The sequence below is a fragment of the Streptomyces sp. TRD_SC_5 genome, assembly GCF_056836825.1.
The window spans coordinates 6,414,565-6,434,543 of sequence record NZ_JBWZZS010000001.1 but is presented as its reverse complement, the minus strand read 5'-3'; the positions used below and the strand labels follow the sequence as shown (position 1 = coordinate 6,434,543).

Annotated in this window: 19 protein-coding genes and 1 pseudogene; 6 read left to right on the top strand and 14 right to left on the bottom strand. The window is 70.8% G+C overall.

Features of this window, described 5'->3' with window-relative positions; translation table 11 throughout:
* Window positions 1-81: 81 nt before the first annotated feature.
* From AC1P0E_RS29425 to AC1P0E_RS29375, 11 genes are all read right to left on the bottom strand, one after another.
* Window positions 82-1,176 carry a polyprenyl synthetase family protein gene (locus AC1P0E_RS29425; protein WP_482745134.1) on the bottom strand — a complete coding sequence of 365 codons (1,095 nt, stop codon included), beginning with the start codon at window positions 1,174-1,176 and terminating at the stop codon, window positions 82-84.
* Window positions 1,173-2,576, bottom strand: a complete 1,404-nt coding sequence (hpnE, locus tag AC1P0E_RS29420; protein ID WP_482745133.1) for a hydroxysqualene dehydroxylase HpnE — start codon at window positions 2,574-2,576, stop codon at window positions 1,173-1,175. The genes AC1P0E_RS29425 and hpnE overlap by 4 nt, the downstream gene beginning before the upstream one ends.
* Before the next feature lie 127 nt (window positions 2,577-2,703).
* Window positions 2,704-3,672: a presqualene diphosphate synthase HpnD gene (gene hpnD, locus AC1P0E_RS29415; protein WP_482745132.1), complete on the bottom strand. Its 969-nt coding sequence runs from the start codon at window positions 3,670-3,672 to the stop codon at window positions 2,704-2,706.
* Window positions 3,669-4,571 (bottom strand): squalene synthase HpnC, encoded by a 903-nt coding sequence (gene hpnC / locus AC1P0E_RS29410; RefSeq protein ID WP_482745131.1) that lies wholly within the window; start codon window positions 4,569-4,571, stop codon window positions 3,669-3,671. Before hpnC ends, hpnD begins: the two co-directional genes overlap by 4 nt.
* 345 nt (window positions 4,572-4,916) lie before the next feature.
* Window positions 4,917-5,702 carry an ABC transporter ATP-binding protein gene (locus AC1P0E_RS29405; RefSeq protein ID WP_482745130.1) on the bottom strand — a complete coding sequence of 262 codons (786 nt, stop codon included), beginning with the start codon at window positions 5,700-5,702 and terminating at the stop codon, window positions 4,917-4,919.
* Window positions 5,695-6,630, bottom strand: coding sequence for an ABC transporter permease (locus tag AC1P0E_RS29400; RefSeq protein WP_482745129.1), 936 nt, complete (start codon window positions 6,628-6,630; stop codon window positions 5,695-5,697). The genes AC1P0E_RS29405 and AC1P0E_RS29400 overlap by 8 nt, the downstream gene beginning before the upstream one ends.
* 94 nt (window positions 6,631-6,724) lie before the next feature.
* The gene (locus AC1P0E_RS29395) at window positions 6,725-7,570 is read right to left on the bottom strand and encodes a glycosyltransferase family 2 protein (protein WP_482745948.1); all 846 of its coding nucleotides are present in this window, start codon (window positions 7,568-7,570) and stop codon (window positions 6,725-6,727) included.
* Between the two features lie 50 nt (window positions 7,571-7,620).
* A complete protein-coding gene (locus AC1P0E_RS29390; protein ID WP_482745128.1) occupies window positions 7,621-8,400 on the bottom strand; it encodes a CDP-alcohol phosphatidyltransferase family protein in 780 nt (259 codons plus the stop codon).
* Window positions 8,378-9,439 carry an iron-containing alcohol dehydrogenase family protein gene (locus tag AC1P0E_RS29385; RefSeq protein ID WP_482745127.1) on the bottom strand — a complete coding sequence of 354 codons (1,062 nt, stop codon included), beginning with the start codon at window positions 9,437-9,439 and terminating at the stop codon, window positions 8,378-8,380. The genes AC1P0E_RS29390 and AC1P0E_RS29385 overlap by 23 nt, the downstream gene beginning before the upstream one ends.
* A complete protein-coding gene (locus tag AC1P0E_RS29380) occupies window positions 9,427-10,164 on the bottom strand; it encodes a phosphocholine cytidylyltransferase family protein (RefSeq protein WP_482745126.1) in 738 nt (245 codons plus the stop codon). Before AC1P0E_RS29380 ends, AC1P0E_RS29385 begins: the two co-directional genes overlap by 13 nt.
* Complete coding sequence (locus tag AC1P0E_RS29375) at window positions 10,161-11,933, bottom strand: DUF5941 domain-containing protein (RefSeq protein WP_482745947.1); 1,773 nt, start codon at window positions 11,931-11,933, stop codon at window positions 10,161-10,163. The genes AC1P0E_RS29380 and AC1P0E_RS29375 overlap by 4 nt, the downstream gene beginning before the upstream one ends.
* A gap of 259 nt (window positions 11,934-12,192) precedes the next feature.
* On the opposite strand from AC1P0E_RS29375, the gene galE reads away from it, so the two are divergent.
* The 4 genes and pseudogenes from galE to idi all read left to right on the top strand — a co-directional run bounded on the left by galE (window position 12,193) and on the right by idi (window position 15,879).
* Window positions 12,193-13,176: a UDP-glucose 4-epimerase GalE gene (galE, locus tag AC1P0E_RS29370; protein ID WP_482745125.1), complete on the top strand. Its 984-nt coding sequence runs from the start codon at window positions 12,193-12,195 to the stop codon at window positions 13,174-13,176.
* A gap of 145 nt (window positions 13,177-13,321) precedes the next feature.
* Window positions 13,322-14,263 carry a cation diffusion facilitator family transporter gene (locus AC1P0E_RS29365; protein ID WP_482745124.1) on the top strand — a complete coding sequence of 314 codons (942 nt, stop codon included), beginning with the start codon at window positions 13,322-13,324 and terminating at the stop codon, window positions 14,261-14,263.
* 162 nt (window positions 14,264-14,425) lie between these two features.
* Window positions 14,426-15,133 (top strand): annotated as a pseudogene (locus tag AC1P0E_RS29360) (class I SAM-dependent methyltransferase); the annotation flags it as partial.
* 140 nt (window positions 15,134-15,273) lie between these two features.
* A complete protein-coding gene (idi, locus tag AC1P0E_RS29355) occupies window positions 15,274-15,879 on the top strand; it encodes an isopentenyl-diphosphate Delta-isomerase (RefSeq protein ID WP_482745123.1) in 606 nt (201 codons plus the stop codon).
* Here the strand turns inward: idi and AC1P0E_RS29350 are convergent.
* The gene (locus AC1P0E_RS29350; protein ID WP_482745122.1) at window positions 15,845-16,324 is read right to left on the bottom strand and encodes an ATP-binding protein; all 480 of its coding nucleotides are present in this window, start codon (window positions 16,322-16,324) and stop codon (window positions 15,845-15,847) included. The two genes, idi and AC1P0E_RS29350, sit on opposite strands and share 35 nt — an antisense overlap.
* 224 nt (window positions 16,325-16,548) lie before the next feature.
* Between AC1P0E_RS29350 and AC1P0E_RS29345 the strand changes: the two genes are divergently transcribed.
* Window positions 16,549-17,301 (top strand): enoyl-CoA hydratase/isomerase family protein, encoded by a 753-nt coding sequence (locus AC1P0E_RS29345; protein ID WP_482745121.1) that lies wholly within the window; start codon window positions 16,549-16,551, stop codon window positions 17,299-17,301.
* A gap of 1 nt (window position 17,302) precedes the next feature.
* Here the strand turns inward: AC1P0E_RS29345 and AC1P0E_RS29340 are convergent, their stop codons facing one another.
* Both AC1P0E_RS29340 and AC1P0E_RS29335 read right to left on the bottom strand, forming a co-directional pair.
* On the bottom strand, window positions 17,303-17,935 hold the full coding sequence (locus AC1P0E_RS29340; RefSeq protein ID WP_482745120.1) for a DJ-1/PfpI family protein: 633 nt from the start codon (window positions 17,933-17,935) through the stop codon (window positions 17,303-17,305).
* Window positions 17,936-17,951: 16 nt separating this feature from the next.
* Entirely contained in the window at window positions 17,952-18,941 is a 990-nt protein-coding gene (locus AC1P0E_RS29335) for a GlxA family transcriptional regulator (RefSeq protein WP_482745119.1), read from the bottom strand.
* 110 nt (window positions 18,942-19,051) lie between these two features.
* Between AC1P0E_RS29335 and AC1P0E_RS29330 the strand changes: the two genes are divergently transcribed.
* On the top strand, window positions 19,052-19,912 hold the full coding sequence (locus tag AC1P0E_RS29330; protein WP_482745118.1) for an SCO6745 family protein: 861 nt from the start codon (window positions 19,052-19,054) through the stop codon (window positions 19,910-19,912).
* Window positions 19,913-19,979: the final 67 nt, after the last annotated feature.

Here is a 19,979-nt window from a genome sequence, read left to right as displayed (position 1 = left end):
GTCCGACGTCGTCCGGTGCGGGGTTTACGGCGGGTCCCGACACCGGACGGCGACATGCGAGTTATATGAGGCGGATGCTGATCATCTCTTTCGTACGACGACGAAGTCCGCGAGCGCGGTGAGCTGCGCACGAACCTGCGGGGGCATGTCGACGCCGTCCAGCGCCTCGATGGCGACGGCATGCTGCCTGCGGGCCTCCTGCGCCGTCCAGTCACGGCCGCCCGCCTCCTCGATCAGAGCCGCCCTGGTGGCGAACTCCTTCTCGGAGAAGCTGTCGAAGTCGTTGCTCTTGGCGTCGGCGGACAGCAGCTCGCCGAGCCGCTCCGACGCCGGACCGCCCGCGGCCAGCGCCGCGACGACGGGCAGGGACTTCTTGCGCTGGCGCAGGTCGCTCCAGGTCTGCTTGCCGGTGGCGTCCGGGTCGCCCCAGATGCCGAGCAGGTCGTCGACGGCCTGGAAGGCGAGACCGAGGTGGTAGCCGTACGCCTCCAGCGTGTCGGCCGTACGGTCGTCCGCCCCGCCGAGCACCGCGCCGATGGAGACCGCGCAGGCGAGCAGCGCGCCCGTCTTGTTGCCCTCCATCTCCAGGCACTCCTCGACGGTGACCCGCTCGCGGTGCTCGAAGGAGATGTCCTGTGCCTGCCCGTCGATGAGCTTGCGTGTCGCGGTGGTGAGCCGGCGCGTGGCGCGCCCCGCCTCGACGGTGCCGATCTCCAGCAGCACCTCGTTGGCGAGCGCGAAGAGCGCGTCACCGACGAGGATCGCCTGCGCGGGTCCGTGCACCTTCCACACGGTGTCGCGGTGCCTGCGCTGCTCGTCGCCGTCCATCAGGTCGTCGTGGAGCAGCGAGAAGTTGTGTACGAGTTCGACGGCGACGGCGCCGGGAACGCCGACCTCGGGCGCCGCGCCCGCCGCCTCGGCCGACAGCAGCGCGAGCGCCGGACGCACGGCCTTGCCGCCGTCGCCGTCAGCCGGACGCCCCTGGGCGTCGATCCACCCGAAGTGGTACGCCGCGACGGTGTCCATGGGCGGCGCGAGCCGGTCCACGGCGGCCTTCAGCACCGGAGTGGACAGGGTGCGGCCGCGCTCCAGAAGCGCGGCGATGTCCACCGTGGTGTTGTCGACCGGATTCACCGGGGTCACAGGCTCTCCTCTTGTTTCCATGCCAGTGCTCATACCGCCTCCTGCAACGGATGTTCATGTGCGCGGCCGAGTTCGGAGAGGGCCGCGCCGGCGGCGGTGATGCCGCTGCGCACGGCGCCCTCCATGGTCGCGGGCCATCCGGTGGCGGTCCACGCCCCGGCCAGGTAGAGGCCGGGCGCGTGCGTACGGGCGCCGGGGCGCAGCCGTCCGACGCCGGGGGTGGGGGCGAACGTCGCTGTCCGCTCCCGGGTGACGAAGAAGTCGCGTACGCCGGCGCCGCGCGCGGCGGGCAACAGCCGCTCCAGCTCGGGCAGATAGCGCTCGCGCAGCTCCGCCACGGGCGCGTCGATCTCGTCCTGCGCCGCCGACTGGGAGACCGCGAGGTACTGTCCGCCGCCGCTCAGCCCGGAGGACTCCGTACGGTCGAAGACCCACTGGACGGGACTGCCGAGCGCCGCGAAGAAGGGCCGGCGCAGCACCTTGCGGTCGTAGACGACATGGACGTTGAGGATCGGCGCGGTGCCGATGTCGAGCAGCCGGTCGGGGTCGTCGATGACGCCTTCGGGCAGCAGGGCGTGCGTCTCGTTCTGCGGTACGGCGAGTACGACGGCGTCCGCCGCGATCCGCTCCCCCGCCGTCTCGACTTCCCAACCGCCGTTCACCGAACGGGAGATGGACGTGACCTTGGTCCGCAGCTCGGTCCGTACACCCGCGGAGTCGAGCGCCTTGCGGGCGAGCGTGTCGTGCAGTTCGCCCAGCGGTACGTGCGCCCAGCCGATGTCGGCGGCGCCCGGCTCGGAGAGCAGCCCCGTCTTGAAGACCATCGCGGCGAGACCGAGGGAGGCGTGGGGCGCGGTCGCGTTGAGCGTCGCGACGCCGACCAGGTCCCACAGCGCCTCGATGGTGCGCTCGGACTGCCCGTGGCGGCCCAGCCAGGTCGCGAAGTCCACGCCGTCCAGGGCGGGATCGGCCGGGTCGAGCTTCTTGAGTGCCAGCGCGGCCCGCCCCACGCTCGCGCGTTCGGCGAGGGACAGATGCGGATACGTCGCCAGGCTGGCCGCCAGGTGCAGCGGTACGGGCAGCGCCGTGCGGCGCAGCCGCCCGAGCCTGGGCCCGGCGGTCCGGCCGACATCGAGCACCGGTACGTCGAGACGGCTCTGCAGCGGCGCGAGGGCGGCGCCCTCCACACGGTCGAGGAACCACCGGTAGGCGGTGCAGCAGCGCAGATAGACGTGCTGGCCGTTGTCGACGGTGAGGTCGCCGCGGCGGAACGAGAACGCGAGGCCGCCCAGGCGCGGGCGCCCGTCGAGCAGCGTCACCCGCGTCCCGGCGTCGGCCAGCTGGAGCGCGGCCGTGACACCGGCCAGTCCGCCTCCGACGACGACCGCGTGGCCCGGTGCCCCAACGGGCGCGGTCGGCATGGAGCGTGTCATACGCCCTCCCCTCGGGCCTCGCCGGCGATGCACGGACGACGGGCCGTTGCAGTCAGGGACGCATCGGCCCGCCGGGGGGTTGCGCCTCCCTTGTACGCGTTCGTCCCGCCGGCCGCAACGGCCCGCATCAGACCCGCCTCCTGGTGTGGTTCCGGGAGATGTGCCGGGCGTCGAGGCCCGACAGGCCGCGCACGGCGACGTACGCCTTCTCGTGTCCCGGCAGCGAGACCCGGCCGCGCAGTACGGCCAGGGGGTCTCGCTCGATGCGGTCGAGGAGCCGCCGGTAGATGCCGGCCATGGCGGCGACGCAGGCACCGGAACGACGGTCGAGCAGGGGAAGCAGTCGGTAACCCTCGGCGAACAGGGCGCGGGCTCGGCGCACTTCGAAGTGGACGAGCCCCGTGAAGTCGGACCCTTCGGGCGGGGTCGCACCGTGGAAACCCGCCGAGCAGCCGAACTTCGCGAGGTCGTCGGCGGGCAGGTACGTGCGCCCGTTCTCGGCGTCCTCACGGACGTCCCTGAGAATGTTGGTGAGCTGGAGGGCGAGGCCGAGCGTATCGGCGTACTCGGAGGCGCGTTCCGTGGACCGCGCGCCGGTCTGAGTGCCGAACACTCCCAGCGAGAGCCTTCCGATGGCCCCGGCGACACACCGGCAGTAGACCTTCAGGTCGTCCCAGGTCTCATAGGTCTCGCCGCGTACGTCCATGAGGACGCCGTCGATGAGCTCGTCGAGCCCTTCGAGCGGGAGCGGGAAGCGGCGTGCCGCGTCCGAGAGCGCCACGCCGACCGGGTCGGTGTCGTCGTCGTCGACGACGCCCGCCCGGACGCGGCCGAGCAGCGCGCGCGTCTCTTCGAGCCGCACCTGCTTGACGTCGGGCTCCAGTGCGCCGTCGCCGATGTCGTCCACCCGCCGCGAGAACGCGTAGAGCGCGGACATGGCGTTTCGCTTGTCGGTCGGCAGCAGCCTGATGCCGTACGCGAAATTGCGCGCCTGCTGCCCGGTCACGGCCTCGCAGTAGCTGTACGCGGCGAGTACCGGTGCGGACATCTGCGTGAGTCCCTCCACGGTCCGGCTCACCCCTCTCTTCGGTCTCATCGCAAGACAGCTCCCGCTGCGCGCAGCAGGCTGAGCTTGGTGGGCTTGGGCGGTCCGGGAAGGACGTCGTATCCGGCGGCCGCGATCGCCGTGAGGGCGGCGCGTCCGCCGCCGACGAAACCGGCCAGCAGGACCTTGAGCCGGCCGTTGACGCTGCGCACGAGCGGGGCGCCTTCGTCCAGCAGGCGCCCGGCGCGCTCCGCCTCGTACGCGATCAGTGCGCGCACCGACGCGTTCGCGGACGGAGCGGCCAGGTCGGCCTCCTCGACGTGGAAGCGCGCCATGTCGTCGGCGGGCAGGTAGATCCGGTCGCGGCCGAGGTCCTCGGCGACGTCCTGGAGGTGTTCGACGATCTGCAGGGCGGTGCTCACCGCGTCCGAGCGGCGGATCCGCTCGGGGCTCGCGGTGCCGGTGATCTGGAGGACCAGCCGGCCCACGGGATTTGCCGACAGCTCGCAGTACGCGAGGAGGTCGTCGTACGTCTTGTAGCGCCGTACGAGCTGGTCCTGCCGGTTGGCCTCGATGAGCCCGAGGAACGGCCCGGGGGTCAGCGAGCAACGGCGTACGGTCGGCGCGAGGGCGCGCAGCAGCGGGTGGCGCGGGCCGTCCCCGGTGGCCTCGAAGACGCGGCGCAGGTCGGCCTCGAAGGCGTCGAGCATGAGCAGGCGGTCGTCGGCCACGGCGGGGTCGAGGCCGAGCAGGCGGGCGTCGGCGCCGCCGGGGGCCAGGTCGCCGTCACCGATGTCGTCGACGAGGCGGGCGTAGCCGTAGACGGCCATCAGGTCGTCCCGCCAGCTGCGGGGCAGAAAGAAGGGAGCCACCGGGAAGTTCTCGTCGGCGGCCTTGTCCAGGGTCGTGCGCGCGTGTGCGTCGGTGCGCACGTGCCGGGTTCCGGTCATCGCGGGCTGCCCGGTGCGGGGACGGCGTAAGCGTCTTCGAGCTGGAGAGATTCCATAGCCATTGCCGTCACATCTCCCGTTCTACACTGCCGACCTAATACATCCCATTCCGGACACGCCGCCCACTGGTACAGCTTACGTTGTACAACGACCCACACCGCCCCGGGGTGTTGGTCTCATTACAACAACGCAGCAATACGCCCCAACCTTCCCGAAGGTAGCGGGAGTTGACGATTCCGGCACGCGTCTGACGGGGGGCGCACGGCGCGCCGGGCCGCTCGTACCGTGCGGACACGCGGAACCCCCGCCGGACCGACCGGCGGGGGACCGACCGCGGACGCCGCCCTAGCGGCCGGTTTCCTTCTCGTACGCCTTGAGGACCTCGTCCGTGGGACCGTCCATCAGCAGCTCGCCCTTCTCCAGCCACAGAACGCGGTCGCAGGTGTCCCTGATCGACTTGTTGCTGTGGCTGACCAGGAAGACCGTGCCGGCCTCCTTGCGGAGCTCGCGGATCCGCTGTTCGGAGCGGATCTGGAACTTCCGGTCGCCGGTCGCCAGCGCCTCGTCGATCATCAGTACGTCGTGATCCTTGGCGGCGGCGATGGAAAAGCGCAGGCGGGCAGCCATGCCGGAGGAGTACGTGCGCATCGGCAGCGTGATGAAGTCGCCCTTCTCGTTGATGCCCGAGAAGTCGACGATCTGCTGGTAGCGCTCGCGGATCTCCTCGCGCGTCATGCCCATCGCGAGGCCGCCGAGGATGACGTTGCGCTCGCCGGTCAGGTCGTTCATCAGCGCCGCGTTCACGCCCAGCAGCGAGGGCTGGCCGTCCGTGTAGACCTTGCCCTGCTCGGTCGGCAGGAGGCCCGCGATGGCACGCAGCAGCGTCGACTTGCCCGACCCGTTCGTGCCGATGAGGCCGATCGCCTCGCCCCGGTAGGACGTGAACGAGACACCGCGCACCGCGTGCACCTTGCGTACGCCGGGCGAGTCGCCCTTGCCGCGCTTCATCATGCGGTTCAGGGCGGCGGTGGCGCTGCCGCGTCCGCCCGCACCGGCGTTGACGCGGTACACGATGTGCACGTCGTCCGCGATGACGGTGGGGACCCGCCCCTGCTTCTTGTCGTCAGCCACGGCCGTACCTCTCCTCAGCCTTCCAGAAGTACACGAAGCCCAAGAGGCCCATGAGGAGCGCCCAGCCCACGGCGACGCCCCAGACGTGCGGGGGCAGGTTCTCGGAGCCGTAACCGTCGATCAGGCCGAAGCGGATGAGGTCCATGTAGACGGCCGCCGGGTTCCACTGGAGCACGTCCGTGACCCAGCCGGGCAGGTCCTTGTCGGCGAGCATGACCGGGATGCTGAACATCACGCCGGACGCGTACATCCACGTACGCATCACGAACGGCATCAGTTGGGCGAGGTCGGGGGTCTTGCTGCCGAGCCTCGCCATGATCAGCGCGAGGCCGATGTTGAAGACGAACTGGACCGCCAGCGCGGGGATGACCAGCAGCCAGGAGAGGGAGGGGTAGCTGCCGAACGCCACCGCGATGATCAACAGCACGATCATCGAGAACATCAGCTGCTGGAGCTGCTGGAGCGCGAAGGAGATCGGCAGCGAGGCCCGCGGGAAGTGCAGGGCTCTCACCAGGCCCAGGTTGCCCGAGATGGACCGGACACCGGCCATCACCGAGCTCTGGGTGAAGGTGAAGACGAACACACCCGTGACCAGGAAGGGTACGTACACCTCCCGCTCCATGCCCCGGTCGGCCTCCAGGATCAGGCCGAAGATGAGGAAGTACACGAGGGCGTTCAGCAGCGGAGTCGCCACCTGCCACAGCTGGCCGAGCTTGGCCTGGCTGTACTGGGCGGTCAGCTTCGCCTGCGAGAACGCGAGGATGAAGTGGCGCCGGCCCCACAGCTGCCGGACATAGTCGATCAGCCCCGGCCGGGCACCGCTCACCGACAGGCCGTACTTGGCGGCGAGCTGCGCCGGGGTAAGTCCGTCGTCGGGAGATGGCGGGGCGCTCGTCGCGACCGCACCGTCATGGGTTGTGTCACTCACAAGTTGAAACTTTCGTGTTCAAGATGCGCAGGCGTAAGGCGCAGGAACGGGCTACGGATCCCGCGTGCACCCGATGCTTTCAGACCCGAGCTTGTCAGATGACAGGAGGTCGGCCGAGCCGGGTCAGGCGCCAGACGGTACGCCATCTCATCGGACGGCGCGGCCCCGCGGAGGTCGTCCAACCCTCCTTGAAGCCGCCGAGCCACGCCTTCAGAGCGGGTACGGACGGCCGCCGCGCCAGCGTGAGCAGCAGCCACACGCCGAGGTAGACGGGCACCAGGGGGGCCGGCAGATTGCGCCGTGCCAGCCAGACCCGGTTCCGGGCCACCATGCGGTGGTAGACGGCGTGCCGGGAGGGGGCGGTCGTCGGGTGGTACAGGACCATGTCCGAGCGGTAGTCGATCATCCAGCCGGCGTCGAGCGCCCGCCAGGCCAGGTCGGTCTCCTCGTGGGCGTAGAAGAACTCGTCCGGCAGCCCGCCGACCTCGGCGAAGACCTTGGTGCGTACGGCGTTGGCGCCGCCGAGGAAGGTCGTCACGCGCGAGGAGCGCATCGGGTCGGCCGCGCGCAGCCGCGGAACGTGGCGGCGCGCGGTCTCGCCCGTTGCGGGGTCCGCGATCCGGAAGCTGATGATGCCGAGCTTCGGATCGGCGGCGAAGGCCTGGCGGCACAGCTCGGCCGTGTCGTGGTGCGCCAGCAGACCGTCGTCGTCGAGGAAGAGCAGGATGTCCATCTCGGCGCCGCTGGGGCCGAACGCCTCGATGCCGGCGTTGCGGCCGCCCGGGATGCCGAGGTTCTCCGGCAGCTCGACGGTCCGTACACCTTCGGGGACACCGGTGACCGGCGAGCCGTTGCCGACCACCACCACCTCGACGCGGTCGCCGTCCTGCTTGGCGACCGAGTCGAGGAGGGCGCGCAGCTCTTCCGGGCGGTTGCCCATCGTGATGATGACGGCGCCGGCCTTCAGGCCGGTGCCCGCGCCCGCGGCCGTCACTTCAGCCTGCTCGAAGCGAGGATGGACACGAGGTGCAGGAAGGTCTGCACGATCGCGATTCCGGCCAGTACGGCGATCCCGAGGCGGCTGAAGAACAGGTCGCCCTGGACGAAGTCGGCGATCGCGACGACCAGGATGAACAGGCTCGCCTCGATGCCGCCGACCAGGCGGTGGAACTTCAGCGCGGCGGCCAGCCTGCGCGCCACGGCCAGACCGGAGGAGCGCGGCACGGAGGCCTCGTCCTTCACGGCGGGCAGACCGCTGCGCTGGCGGGCCACGTCGACCAGGTCGGTCTCGGCCTTGATCAGGATCGCGCCGAGCGCGGCGAGCGTTCCGAGGAACGCCCACAGCCACTCGGGCCGTCCGGCGCCGAAGAGGTCGGCGCCGCGCAGCCCGAAGCCCACGAGCAGGGCCGCCTCGCACAGGTAGTGGCCGATGCGGTCCAGGTAGACGCCCGTGATCGAGGTCTGCTTGCGCCAGCGCGCGACCTCGCCGTCGACGCAGTCGAGCAGCAGATAGATCTGGAACAGGACCACCGCGAGGATGGCACCGGGCAGCCCGGGGATCAGCAGGGCCGCGCCGCCCGCGACACCCACGACGACCATGAGGTACGTGAGCTGGTTGGGCGTGATCTTGGTGTTCACCAGGTACGGGTCGATGTGCAGCGAGATCTCTCGCATGTACATGCGCCCGGCCCAGTGCTCACCGCTGCGCCGGTCCTTCACACCCTCGGGGTGAACGACCGGACGGAGTTCAGCTACTGATGGCCTTGACATAGTCGGCGTAAGCGTCCTTGATCTGGTCTGCGGACAGGTCGAGGTGCTCCAGGATCGTGAAACGTCCCGGGCGGGTCTGAGGTGCGTATGCGACGGCCTTGACGAACTCGTCGACGCTGAAGCCGATCTCCTCCGGCAGCACCGGCAGACCGTGCCGGTGCAGTACCTCGGCGAAGAGGCCGGACTGCTCCGTCGCGCCCCGCAGGTGCATGGCGAAGGCGGCACCGAGGCCGACCTGCTCGCCGTGGCTCGCGGCCCGCTTGGGGTACAGCAGGTCGAAGGCGTGGCTGATCTCGTGGCACGCGCCGGACGACGGGCGGCTGTCGCCGCTGATCGACATGGCGATGCCCGAGAGCACGAGGGACTCTGCGAGGACCGTGAGGAACTCGTCGGTGCCGACCCCGCCGGGGTGGCGGAGTACGGCTTCTCCCGCCGTACGGGCCATCGCGGCGGCCAGTCCGTCGATCGGCTCGCCGTTGATGCGGTGCGACAACTCCCAGTCGGCGATGGCCGAGATGTTGGAGATCGCGTCGCCGATGCCGGACCGGATGAAGCGGACCGGTGCGTCCCGGATCACGTCGAGGTCGATGACCATGGCGATGGGAGTCGGTACGCCGTAGGAGCCGCGGCCGTTGTCGTTGTCCAGGATGGACACCGGCGAGCACAGACCGTCGTGCGAGAGGTTCGTCGCGACGGCGACCATCGGCAGGCCGACCCGCGCCGCCGCGTACTTCGTCACGTCGATGATCTTGCCGCCGCCGAGGCCGACCACGGCGTCGTACCGCTTGCCCTTGATGTCGTCGGCGAGCTTGACCGCCGAGTCGATGGTGCCGTCGGCGACGGCGTACCAGTCGGCTCCGGGCAGCACCGGCGCGAGCCTGTCGCGCAGCGCCAGGCCCGAGCCGGGGCTGGTCGCGATCGCCAGCTTGCCGGACGCGGAGATCCGCTGGTCGGCCAGCAGGCCGGCCAGGTCGTCCATGGCGCCGCAGCTGATGTCGACGACGACCGGGGACGGGATGAGCCGGGTCAGTACAGGCACGCGATCTCCCGGCCCCTCGCGAGGTCTTCGTGGTTGTCGATCTCGACCCACGTCACTTCGCCGATGGGGGCCACGTCGACGGTGAAGCCGCGGTTGACCAGCTCCTGGTAGCCGTCCTCGTAGTAGAGGTCGGGGTCGCGCTCGAACGTCGTCTTCAGCGCGTCGGCGAGCTCTTCGGCTGCCTCGGGCTCGATGAGCGTGACACCGATGTACTCGCCGGTGGCGGTGGCCGGGTCCATCAGCTTGGTGATCCGCCGGACGCCCTTGCCGTCCTGCGTGATGACCTTCATCTCCTCGTCGGCGAGGTTCTTCACCGTGTCGAGGGCGAGGATTATCTTCTGTCCCTTGCCGCGGGCGGCGAGCAGCGTCTTCTCGACGGAGACCGGGTGAACGGTGTCGCCGTTGGCGAGGATGACGCCCTGCTTGAGGACCTCACGCGCGCACCACAGGGAGTAGGCGTTGTTCCACTCCTCGGCCTTGTCGTTGTCGACGAGCGTGATCTTGAGGCCGTACTTCGCCTCGAGGGCCTCCTTGCGGGCGTAGACGGCTTCCTTGCGGTAGCCGACGACGATCGCGACCTCGGTCAGGCCGACCTCGGCGAAGTTGCCCAGCGTCAGGTCGAGGACTGTCGTCTCTCCGTCCACGGGCACCAGTGCCTTCGGGAGGGTGTCCGTGTAGGGACGCAGACGCCGTCCGGCGCCGGCAGCCAGTACGAGGCCGATCATGCGGGTTCTCCTTCGTCATGTACTGCGGGTGCTCCGGAGGACACCCAGAAGCGGATGGACTCCGTGAGCACCACCAGCGCCACGGCCACAGCGAGGGCCGTGAGCGCCAAGGTGAGGTCTGTGTTCCGCGCCGCCAGGAGGGTGGTGAGTACCACCACCGCCAGCGTCCGGCCTTCGTGCCCGCCGATCGTCCGCACCAGCCACTGGGGCGGCGCGCCCGTGCCGCCCCGGATGCGGTAGACCGTGTCGTAGTGATGGTAGGCGACCGCCGACACCAGTCCGAAGGCCGCAGGCAGCGCTCCGTTCACTTCGGAGCGGGCGGCGAGGATCAGGATCGTGCCGTACTCGGCCGCCCGGAGGACGGGGGGGACGAGCCAGTCGAGGGCGCCCTTGAGGGGGCGCGCGACCGCTGTGCCGGAAAGCACGGCGTAGAAGAGCGCCGCGATGATCAACTGGCGGCTGCCGACGGGCTGCGTGAGCGCCGTGGTGACCAGCGCGACAGCGCCGACGGTGGCGACGACCGGTGCGGTCCACGCGCCCTTGAGGCGCGGCCCCCGGGCCGCCACCAGCTGCGCGAGCGGCCCGCTGTCCGCGAGGTCCGCGAGCGCCTGGGCTGCCCGGTCGGTACGCCGGGCCTTACGGGTCAGCGAGCGGAGGACGCGGCCCGCCGTGGTGTAGAGGGCGGCGAGCGCGCAGCCGACGAGCAGGGCGTAGAAGACGATCCGCGGGGTGGTGACGGCGGTCAGGACCGCGATCATCGCCCATCGTTCGCCGATCGGCAGGACGATCATCCGGCGCACCCAGACCGTCCAGCCGACGCTGTCGAGCTTGTCGGAGAGCGCGGCCGTGGGGCTCGTGTTTGACTCCGCGTCGTGGTTCGCCTCGTTGAAGGAGAAGTCCACGACGTGGCGGCAGGTCTGGAGCACCATCGCGCCGAGCGCCAGCGCCCACACGTCGTCGCCGCCCCGGGCGGCTCCGAGCGCGAGGCCGGCGTAGTACGCGTACTCCTTGGCGCGGTCGAAGGTCGCGTCGAGCCAGGCGCCCATCGTCGAGTACTGGAGCGAGTAGCGGGCCAGCTGACCGTCGGTGCAGTCCAGGACGAAGGAGAAGAGCAGCAGCACGCCGGCCGCGATGTACCCGCCCCGGGTGCCGGTCGCCGCGCAGCCGGCCGCGATCAGCGCGGTGATCAGCGAGGCGGTGGTGACCTGGTTGGGGGTGAAGCCCCGGCGGGCGCACCAGCGCGCGAGGTAGCGCGAGTACGGGCTGACGCAGAAAGTGGTGAAGAAGCCGTCGCGGGACTTCACGGCCGTACGCAGCCGTACGGCCTCCTCGTCGACGGCGGCGACGGCGGCGCGGGCCTGCTCGCGCTCGTCCTCGCCGGTGGCGACGACGGCGACCAGCGAGCCGAGCTCCGGCCTCCGTACGTCGGCGCCGTCCGTGTCGAGAGCGGCGGCGACGGCGTCCGGCCCGGCCGGGGCGCTGCGCACGGCACGGGCCAGCGCGGCGCGGGCCTCGGGCTGCGCGGTGAGCGCGCCGGGGGCCGCGGCGGCCGGGAAGCGGGGGTCGGTCAGCGCGAGGCGCAGGGAGTGGACGTGGCCGACGAAGCGCGGGTCGACGAGTGCGACCCGCTCACCGGCGGGCGCCGCGTCGAGCAGCTCGGCGGTCTCGTCCACATCGGCCGCGGACCGTACGTCGAATCCCAGCGACCGCAGATCGCCCTCGAGCGGCGATCCGGGTACCGGCGGACCGGTGAGGATGGCGATCGACAGACGAACTCACTCCTTGGCGCTGGGCATGGCCGGCCGTGCACGGCAATGTCAATGGCATGCGGGATTCCGGCCCGGCACGGGCGCGGCGGCATGTCGGCAGAGGCTATCGGATGTACGGAAGCGCGAGTTCACGGCCCGTTAACGCCCCGATAAGACGAACCGGGACGCGGGCAACCCGCCGAGATCATCTTGGTCGATCAACGCCCCGCCCCACAAACCGCGACCACAGGGGGCCCGGACACGCCCTAGGGTGGCCGTTATGACATGGCTGATCACGGGTGGGGCGGGTTACATCGGCGCGCATGTGGCGCGGACCATGGCGGCGGCGGGTGAGCGGGTGGTCGTCCTGGACGACGTCTCGTCCGGGATCCCCGAGCGGCTGCCGGCGGACATCACGGTCGTACGCGGCTCGGTACTGGACCGGGAGCTGCTCGACCGTACGCTCGCCGGACACGGCGTCACAGGTGTGGTGCATCTCGCGGCGAGGAAGCAGGTCGGGGAGTCGGTCGAGAAGCCGCTGCTCTACTACCGGGAGAATGTGTACGGACTCACAGTGCTCCTGGAGGCCGTGGCGGCGGCCGGAGTGCGGCGGTTCCTCTTCTCCTCCTCCGCCGCCGTGTACGGGATTCCCGAGGCGGAGCTCATCTCGGAGGACGCCCCCTGCGTTCCGATCAATCCGTACGGCGAGACCAAGCTGGCCGGCGAGTGGCTCGTGCGGGCGGCGGGCCGGGCGCACGGCTTCTCGACCGCGTGCCTGCGCTACTTCAATGTGGCGGGTGCGGCGAAGCCGGAGCTCGCCGACACGGGAGTGTTCAACATCATCCCGATGTTCTTCGACCGGATCACGCGCGGCGAGGCCCCGCGGATCTTCGGGGACGACTATCCGACGCCCGACGGCACCTGCGTCCGTGACTACATTCACGTCGCCGATCTCGCCGACGCCCATCTGTCGGTCGCGCGGGCGCTGGCCGCCCGGGACGAGCCGGCGGACATGACCTTCAACATCGGCCGCGGTGAGGGTGTCTCGGTGCGCGAGCTCGCCGATCTGGTGGCTGAGATCACCGGTTCCGCGCTCGTCCCGGTGGTCGAGCCGCGCCGCCCCGGCGACGCCGCGAAGGCCGTCGCCTCGTCCGATCTGATCGCCAAGGAGCTCGGCTGGACGGCCGGGCGCGGGGTGCGCGAGATGGTCGCGTCGGCGTGGGAGGGCTGGCTTCTCCGGCATCCGCAGGCCGCCCGGAACTGATCTTGGGGAGCGCTCTGACCTGCGTTCATTTCCGCAGGTCAGAGCACATGACAACGGTGTTCAGTCCCGTGTTGCACATACCCCCCGCCCGTAGTTCACTGGCACCCGGCAGACCGACCATCACACCACCGGGGAGGCGTCCTTCATGGGGGCTGGGCACGATCACGGGCATACGCACGGCGGGCCGCCGCCCACCGGCACGGCAGCCGCCGCGTACAAGGGGCGGCTGCGTATCGCGCTCGGCATCACCCTGACCGTCATGACGGTCGAGATCGTCGGCGGTCTGCTCGCCAATTCGCTGGCGCTGATCGCGGACGCGGCCCACATGGCGACGGACGCCCTCGGCCTCGCGATGGCGCTGCTGGCGATCCACTTCGCCAATCGTCCGGCCACCACGAAGGCCACTTTCGGATACGCCAGGGCGGAGATCCTCGCCGCGCTCGCCAACTGTCTGCTGCTGCTCGGTGTCGGCGGCTTCCTGCTCTTCGAGGCCGTCGACCGGTTCATCACGCCGGCCGAGACCAAGAGCGGTACGGCGATCGTCTTCGCGCTGGTCGGTCTCGTCGCGAACATGATCTCGCTGTCCCTGCTGATGAAGGGCCAGAAGGACAGCCTCAATGTGCGCGGAGCCTTCCTGGAGGTCCTGGCGGACACCCTCGGCTCGGTCACCGTCCTGATCTCGGCCGGCATCATCATGGCGACCGGCTGGCAGGCCGCCGACCCCATCGCGTCGCTCGTGATCGGCCTCATGATCGTGCCGCGCACCTGGAAGCTGCTGCGGGAGACGCTGAGCGTGCTGCTGGAGATCGCGCCCAAGGGCGTGGACATGGCGCAGGTACGGGAGCACATACTCGATCTGCCCGGCGTCGACGACGTACACGATCTGCATGCCTGGACGATCACCTCGGGCATGCCGGTCCTGTCCGCGCACGTCGTGGTCAGCCAGGACTTCCTCGACTCGGTCGGGCACGAGAAGATGCTGCACGCCCTCCAGGGCTGCCTCGGTGACCACTTCGACGTCGAGCACTGCACGTTCCAGCTGGAGCCCGGTGGTCACGCGGAGCACGAGGCGAGACTCTGCCACTGATCCGTTCCGCCATGGTCGATGCTGCTGCGAGCAGTGTCCGGTTCGTCCTCGGCTCCCGGGCTCTCGGCCGACCCTTCTTCGCGAACCTTCGCGCGCGTCGGCCGAGGCCCTCACATCAAAGGGTTTCCCACGTTGACCGACAACGCCAGTTTCGCAGCTTTCATGACCCTGCACCGCGGGCTTCCCCGCCAGGGCCCCGGCTCCGACCGCACCACCCGCCACCTGCTCTCCCTCGCCGGACCCCTGCCGTCCCGTCCGCGCGTGCTCGACCTGGGCTGCGGACCCGGGCGGGCGTCGCTGCTGCTCGCGGCGGAGTGCGGCGCCGACGTGACGGCCGTGGATCTGTACGCGCCGTTCCTCGCCGAGCTGCGAAGCACCGCCGAGGAGCGCGGGCTCAGCGGTTCGATCCGTACCGTCGAGGGCGACATGGGCGAACTCCCCTTCCCCGACGGATCGTTCGACCTCGTCTGGGCGGAGAGTTCCGCCTACGGCATCGGCTTCGACACCGCGCTGAGCAAGTGGCGGCGCCTCGTCGCACCCGGTGGCGCGCTCGTCGTCACCGAGTGCGAGTGGACGTCCGACGAGCCGTCACTCGGCGCACGCGCGTTCTGGGACGCGAACTATCCGGCGATGCGCGACCGGTCCGGGAACACAGCCGCGGCCGTCGCGGCCGGCTACGCGGTCCTCGGGGTGTACGGACAGCCCGAGAGCGACTGGGACGAGTACTACGTCCCGCTCGGCGCGCGCGCCGACGCGGCCGACCCCGCCACGCCCGGAATGGAGCAAGCGCTCGCCGCCACCCGTGAGGAGATCGCGGTGCGCGCCGAGTACGGCACGGAGTACGGCTACACCGGCTATGTACTGCGGCCCACCGCCGTCCTGAGCTGACGGGCCGTCCGCCCTCGCCGCTCCGCGCGGCGGGGGCGGACATGCGGTTGGTTCCGCGAAGTACGGACAAGACGCTTTTGTACGGCAGACTTGGACGCCGGGAACCGAAGCGAAGGATGGTCATGCCGAGCACACCAGTCACCGCCGCGAACAGCTCGTCGAACGGCTCGTCGAACAGCACAGCGGAAGAGATCCTGCTCGAGCTGGTCGACGAGGACGGCAATACCATCGGCACCGCGGAGAAGCTCTCCGCGCATCAGGCTCCCGGCCGCCTGCACCGCGCCTTCTCGGTGTTCCTCTTCGACGAGTCCGGGCGGCTGCTGCTCCAGCGCCGCGCGCTCGGCAAGTACCACTCCCCCGGCGTCTGGTCCAACACCTGCTGCGGGCACCCCTACCCCGGGGAGTCGCCGTTCGCCGCGGCCGCCCGTCGTACGCACGAGGAGCTGGGGATCTCCCCGTCGCTGCTCGCCGAGGCCGGCACCGTCCGCTACAACCACCCGGACCCGGACTCGGGCCTGGTGGAGCAGGAGTACAACCACCTCTTCGTCGGGATGGCGCAGAGCGCGCTGCGGCCCGACCCGGAAGAGGTCGGCGAGACGTCCTTCGTGACGTCGGACGAGCTGGCCGAGCGGCATGCGAAGGCGCCGTTCTCGGCGTGGTTCATGACGGTGCTGGACGCGGCGCGTCCGGCGATCAGAGAGCTGACCGGCCCGGCCGCGGGCTGGTGACCGCCGCTCCCGCCAGCGGCAGGGCGACCCAGATGATCTTGCCGCCGCTCGCGGTGTGCTCGATGTCGCACACCCCTCCGGCCTCGGCGGTGATCTCCCGCACGAGCAGCAGGCCGCGCCCGCCGGTCTGCGCGTAGTCCCGCTCCAGGGCCTTGGGCCGGTAGGGGTGGTTGTCCTCGACGGCGACCCTGATCCACTCCGTGCCGATCGCCACCTCGACGGCCAGCTGCGGAGAGAGCAGCGCGGCATGGCGTACGGCATTGGTGACCAGCTCGGAGACAATGAGCAGCAGCCCCTGCACCAGATCGTCGTGGGCCGGTACGCCCTGCCGGTTCAGCAGGTCGCGGACGGCGTGCCTGGCCTCCGGTACGGAGGCGTCTGCGGCTGGGGCGGTGAAGCGCCAGACACCTTCGTACCCTGCCGGTGCGTCTTCTCTCGTCACCACGCATCGAGTGTTGAGAACACGATGGTCCGGACCGGGCCACTGAACACAAGTCAGCTGGAATCGACAGCTTCTGGCCGTTTTGCCTATGACAGTGTCAGTTGTGCGTCTCTTCCTGATCCTCCGGTGACGTCGCCGAGGCCATGAGCGACTCCTTAGCGCGGCAGCGTCCGCTCCTCGGCCCCTTCATGATCATAGGTTCGTACGGTCCGGATAGCATCCGGCGCATGGAGCCGCAGCTTGAGCACGCCGTCGCGGACGGGGTCGCCACCGTCGTCATCAGCAACCCCGCCAAGCGCAATGCCATGACCGCCGGAATGTGGGCCGCGCTGCCGGGCCTGCTGGAGGGGCTGGCCGGCGACCGGGGCGTGCGGGCGCTGGTGCTGACCGGGGCGGGCGACACGTTCTGCGCGGGCGCCGACATCTCCTCGCTGCGTGAGGGCGACGCGCCGCAGGGGCTCGCCGTGCGGGCCGAGGAGGCGCTCGCGGCGTTCCCGAAGCCGACACTGGCGGCCGTCCGGGGCTACTGCGTCGGCGGCGGGAGCCAGTTGGCCGCCGCCTGCGACCTGCGGTTCGCGGAGGAGGGCGCGTCCTTCGGCGTCACGCCCGCGAAGCTCGGGATCGTCTACCCGGCGTCGTCGACGCGTCGGCTCGTCGCACTGGTGGGACCTTCCGCCGCCAAGTACCTCCTGTTCTCGGGCGAGTTGATCGGTACGGAGCGGGCGCTTCGCACCGGCCTGGTGGACGAGGTGCTGCCGCAGGGCGAACTGGCCGAGCGGGTGGCCGAGTTCGCCCGGGTACTGGTGTCGCGCTCGCAGCTTACCCAGGGCGCGGCGAAGGAGTTCGCCAACGGCCGCGACGACCGGGACGCGCACTGGGCCGGGCAGGCACGCGGCAGCGGCGACACCGCCGAGGGGGTCGCCGCCTTCCTGGAGCGCCGGGCTCCGCGCTTCACCTACGTGGTCCCGGGCACCGGGTGAGTCATTCGGCCGGAACCCCGGCCTCACGCCAGTGGGCGACGATCGAGGCAGGTGCCTTGTCCGGCGATCCCGCGTCGTACGGGGGCTGCGGGTCGTACTCGGTCATCAGCTGAATCGTCTGGGCGACCTCGTCGCCCGCGATCCGGCCGATGAGGTGCAGGGCCATGTCAATGCCGGACGAGACCCCGGCGGCCGTGACGTACTTGCCGTCGAAGACGACGCGCTCGCCGGTGACCTCGGCGCCGTGGGCCTTCAGCTCGTCCATCGCGAGCCAGTGAGTCGTGGCACGGCGGCCCTTGAGGAGCCCCGCCCCGCCCAGGATCAGCGAGCCGGTGCACACCGAGGTGGTCCAGGTGGTCGTGGCGTCCACCGAGCGGACCCAGTCGAGCAGCTTCTCGTCGAGCATCGCCTGCCGGGAGTCGGGGCCGCCGGGGATGAGCAGGATGTCCGGGCTCGGTACCTCTTCGAAGGTGCGGTCGGCGACGAGGGCCAGGTTCCCCCGGTCGTTGCGGACCGGGCCGGCCTCCCTGGCGACGAACGCCGTCTCGGCGCCGGGCATGTGGCTGATCAGTTCGAACGGGCCGACGGCGTCGAGGCTGGTGAAGCCCTTGTAAAGAAGGATGGCGATCTGCATGGAGGCAGGTGTCCTTTCAGTGGGTGTGCGTCGGGATGTGGAACCGTCGCCGGTATTCGGCGGGCGGCGTTCCCAGCGCCTTGGCGAAGGCGCGGCGCATGGCCTCCGGCGTGCCGTAGCCGGACGCGCGGGCGATCTCGTGGACGCCGTCGCGGGTCTCCTCGAGGAGACGCCTGGCGTGTTCGAGGCGTACGCGTTCGACGTAGCGGCCGGGGGTCGTGCCCGTCTCCACCTGGAAGGCGCGGGCGAAGTGGCGGGGCGAGAGGCGGGCACGGCCGGCCAGGGACTCGACCGACAGGTCGCCTCCGGGATGCTCGGTGATCCACTGCTGGACCTCGCGAAGGGGTTCGCGCTGCGCGGTCTGGGCGGCGAGCTGCGCGCTGAACTGGGCCTGGTTCCCGGGGCGACGGAGGAAGACCACGAGGAGACGGGCCATGGTGAGGGCGATGTCCCTGCCCAGGTCCTCCTCGACGAGGGCCAAAGCCAGGTCGATGCCCGCGGTGACGCCGGCCGAGGTCGCCACGTTCCCGTCGCGTACGTAGATGGGGTCCGGGTCGACGTCGACGGCCGGGTAGGTGCGGGCCAGGTGGTCGCTGACCACCCAGTGCGTGGTGGCCCTGCGGCCGTCGAGGAGCCCGGCCGCGGCGAGCAGCAGCGCTCCCGTACAGACACTGACGAGGCGCTCGGCGCCCGGGGCGTTCTCGCGCAGCCAGTCGATCAGGCGCGGGTCGGGGCTGCGGGTGCCCTGGCCGCCGGGGACGAGGAGGGTGTGGGGCGCGGGTTCGTCGGTGAGTGCGGCGTCGGGGACGAGCGTGAGGCCGCTGGACGTGCGGACGGGAGCGCCGTCGAGCGAGGCGGTGCGGATCCGGTACGCGCCGTCCGCGCTCGCGTCGCCCCGGCCTCCGCCGGCCTGCCGGGCCGCGCCGGTGAAGACCTCCACCGGGCCGGTCACGTCGAGGCTCTGCACGTCGTCGAAGAGGACGACCAGTACGGATCGCTGCGTCATGCGCCCATCCTTCGGGGCGCTGTGATGGTCCGCAATGACGAATACCCCACCTTTACTGCCATGGGGCCCCGGCACTTCCCGGCATACTGACCAGTCGGTAGCGTACGGACATGACCTCTCTGCCCGCGCGCGCCGGCCGCCGCTGCCACAACGCCCTCAATCCGCTGCACTCGACCGTGTACTTCTCCCCGGACTTCACGAAGGAGCTGGCGGAGGTGGGCATCGAGGACAGCGACGCCGCCTACTTCGCGGGCCGCGGCGCCGCCATGGGGGCGGTCGGTGCGGGCGTGATCACCGCCGCCTTCTACAACTTCAACCACGAGCTCGTCGCACGTCACGTCCCCGAGGTGTGGCGTACCGCGTCGCCCGCCGTCGCGCTCGAAGCGCGGCTGCGCGCCGTCGACACCACCCTGCGCCGGCTGCTCGGTGACGAGGCCGTCGCCTCCGACGAGATGGCGGAGGCGGCCGGGCTCGCTCTGCGCGCCGCGGAGGCGTGCACCCGCCACGCGCGCCCGCTGTACGCCGCCCACGCCGACCTGCCCGTGCCCGAGCCGCCCCACCTCGCGTACTGGCACGCCGCGACGCTGCTGCGCGAGCACCGCGGCGACGGCCACCTGACCGCGCTGCTCGGCGCCGGGCTCGACCCGCTGGAGGCGCTGGTCAGCCACACGGCGACCGGCAGGGGCATGTCGCCGCGCTGGACGCTGGTGACGCGCGGCTGGCGCCGTACGGACTGGGAGGCGGCCTCGGCCCGGCTGCGGGAGCGCGGGCTCCTGACCGCCGAGGGCGAGTTGACCGAGGCGGGCACCGCGCTGCGCGCCGAGCTGGAGGAGGCGACCGACCGGCTCGACGCGGCGCCGTACGAGCACCTGGGCGCGCAGGGCACCGAGCGGCTCACCGAGCTCGGCCGCGGCTTCCTCGGGGCCGCGCTGGGGGCCGGTGCGTTCCCCGCCGATCTCACCGGCAAGTGACATTGCTCGCCACGCAGGGCGTTTGCGCCGCGCGATGACGGACACCCGAGCTGTGTCGGACAACGAG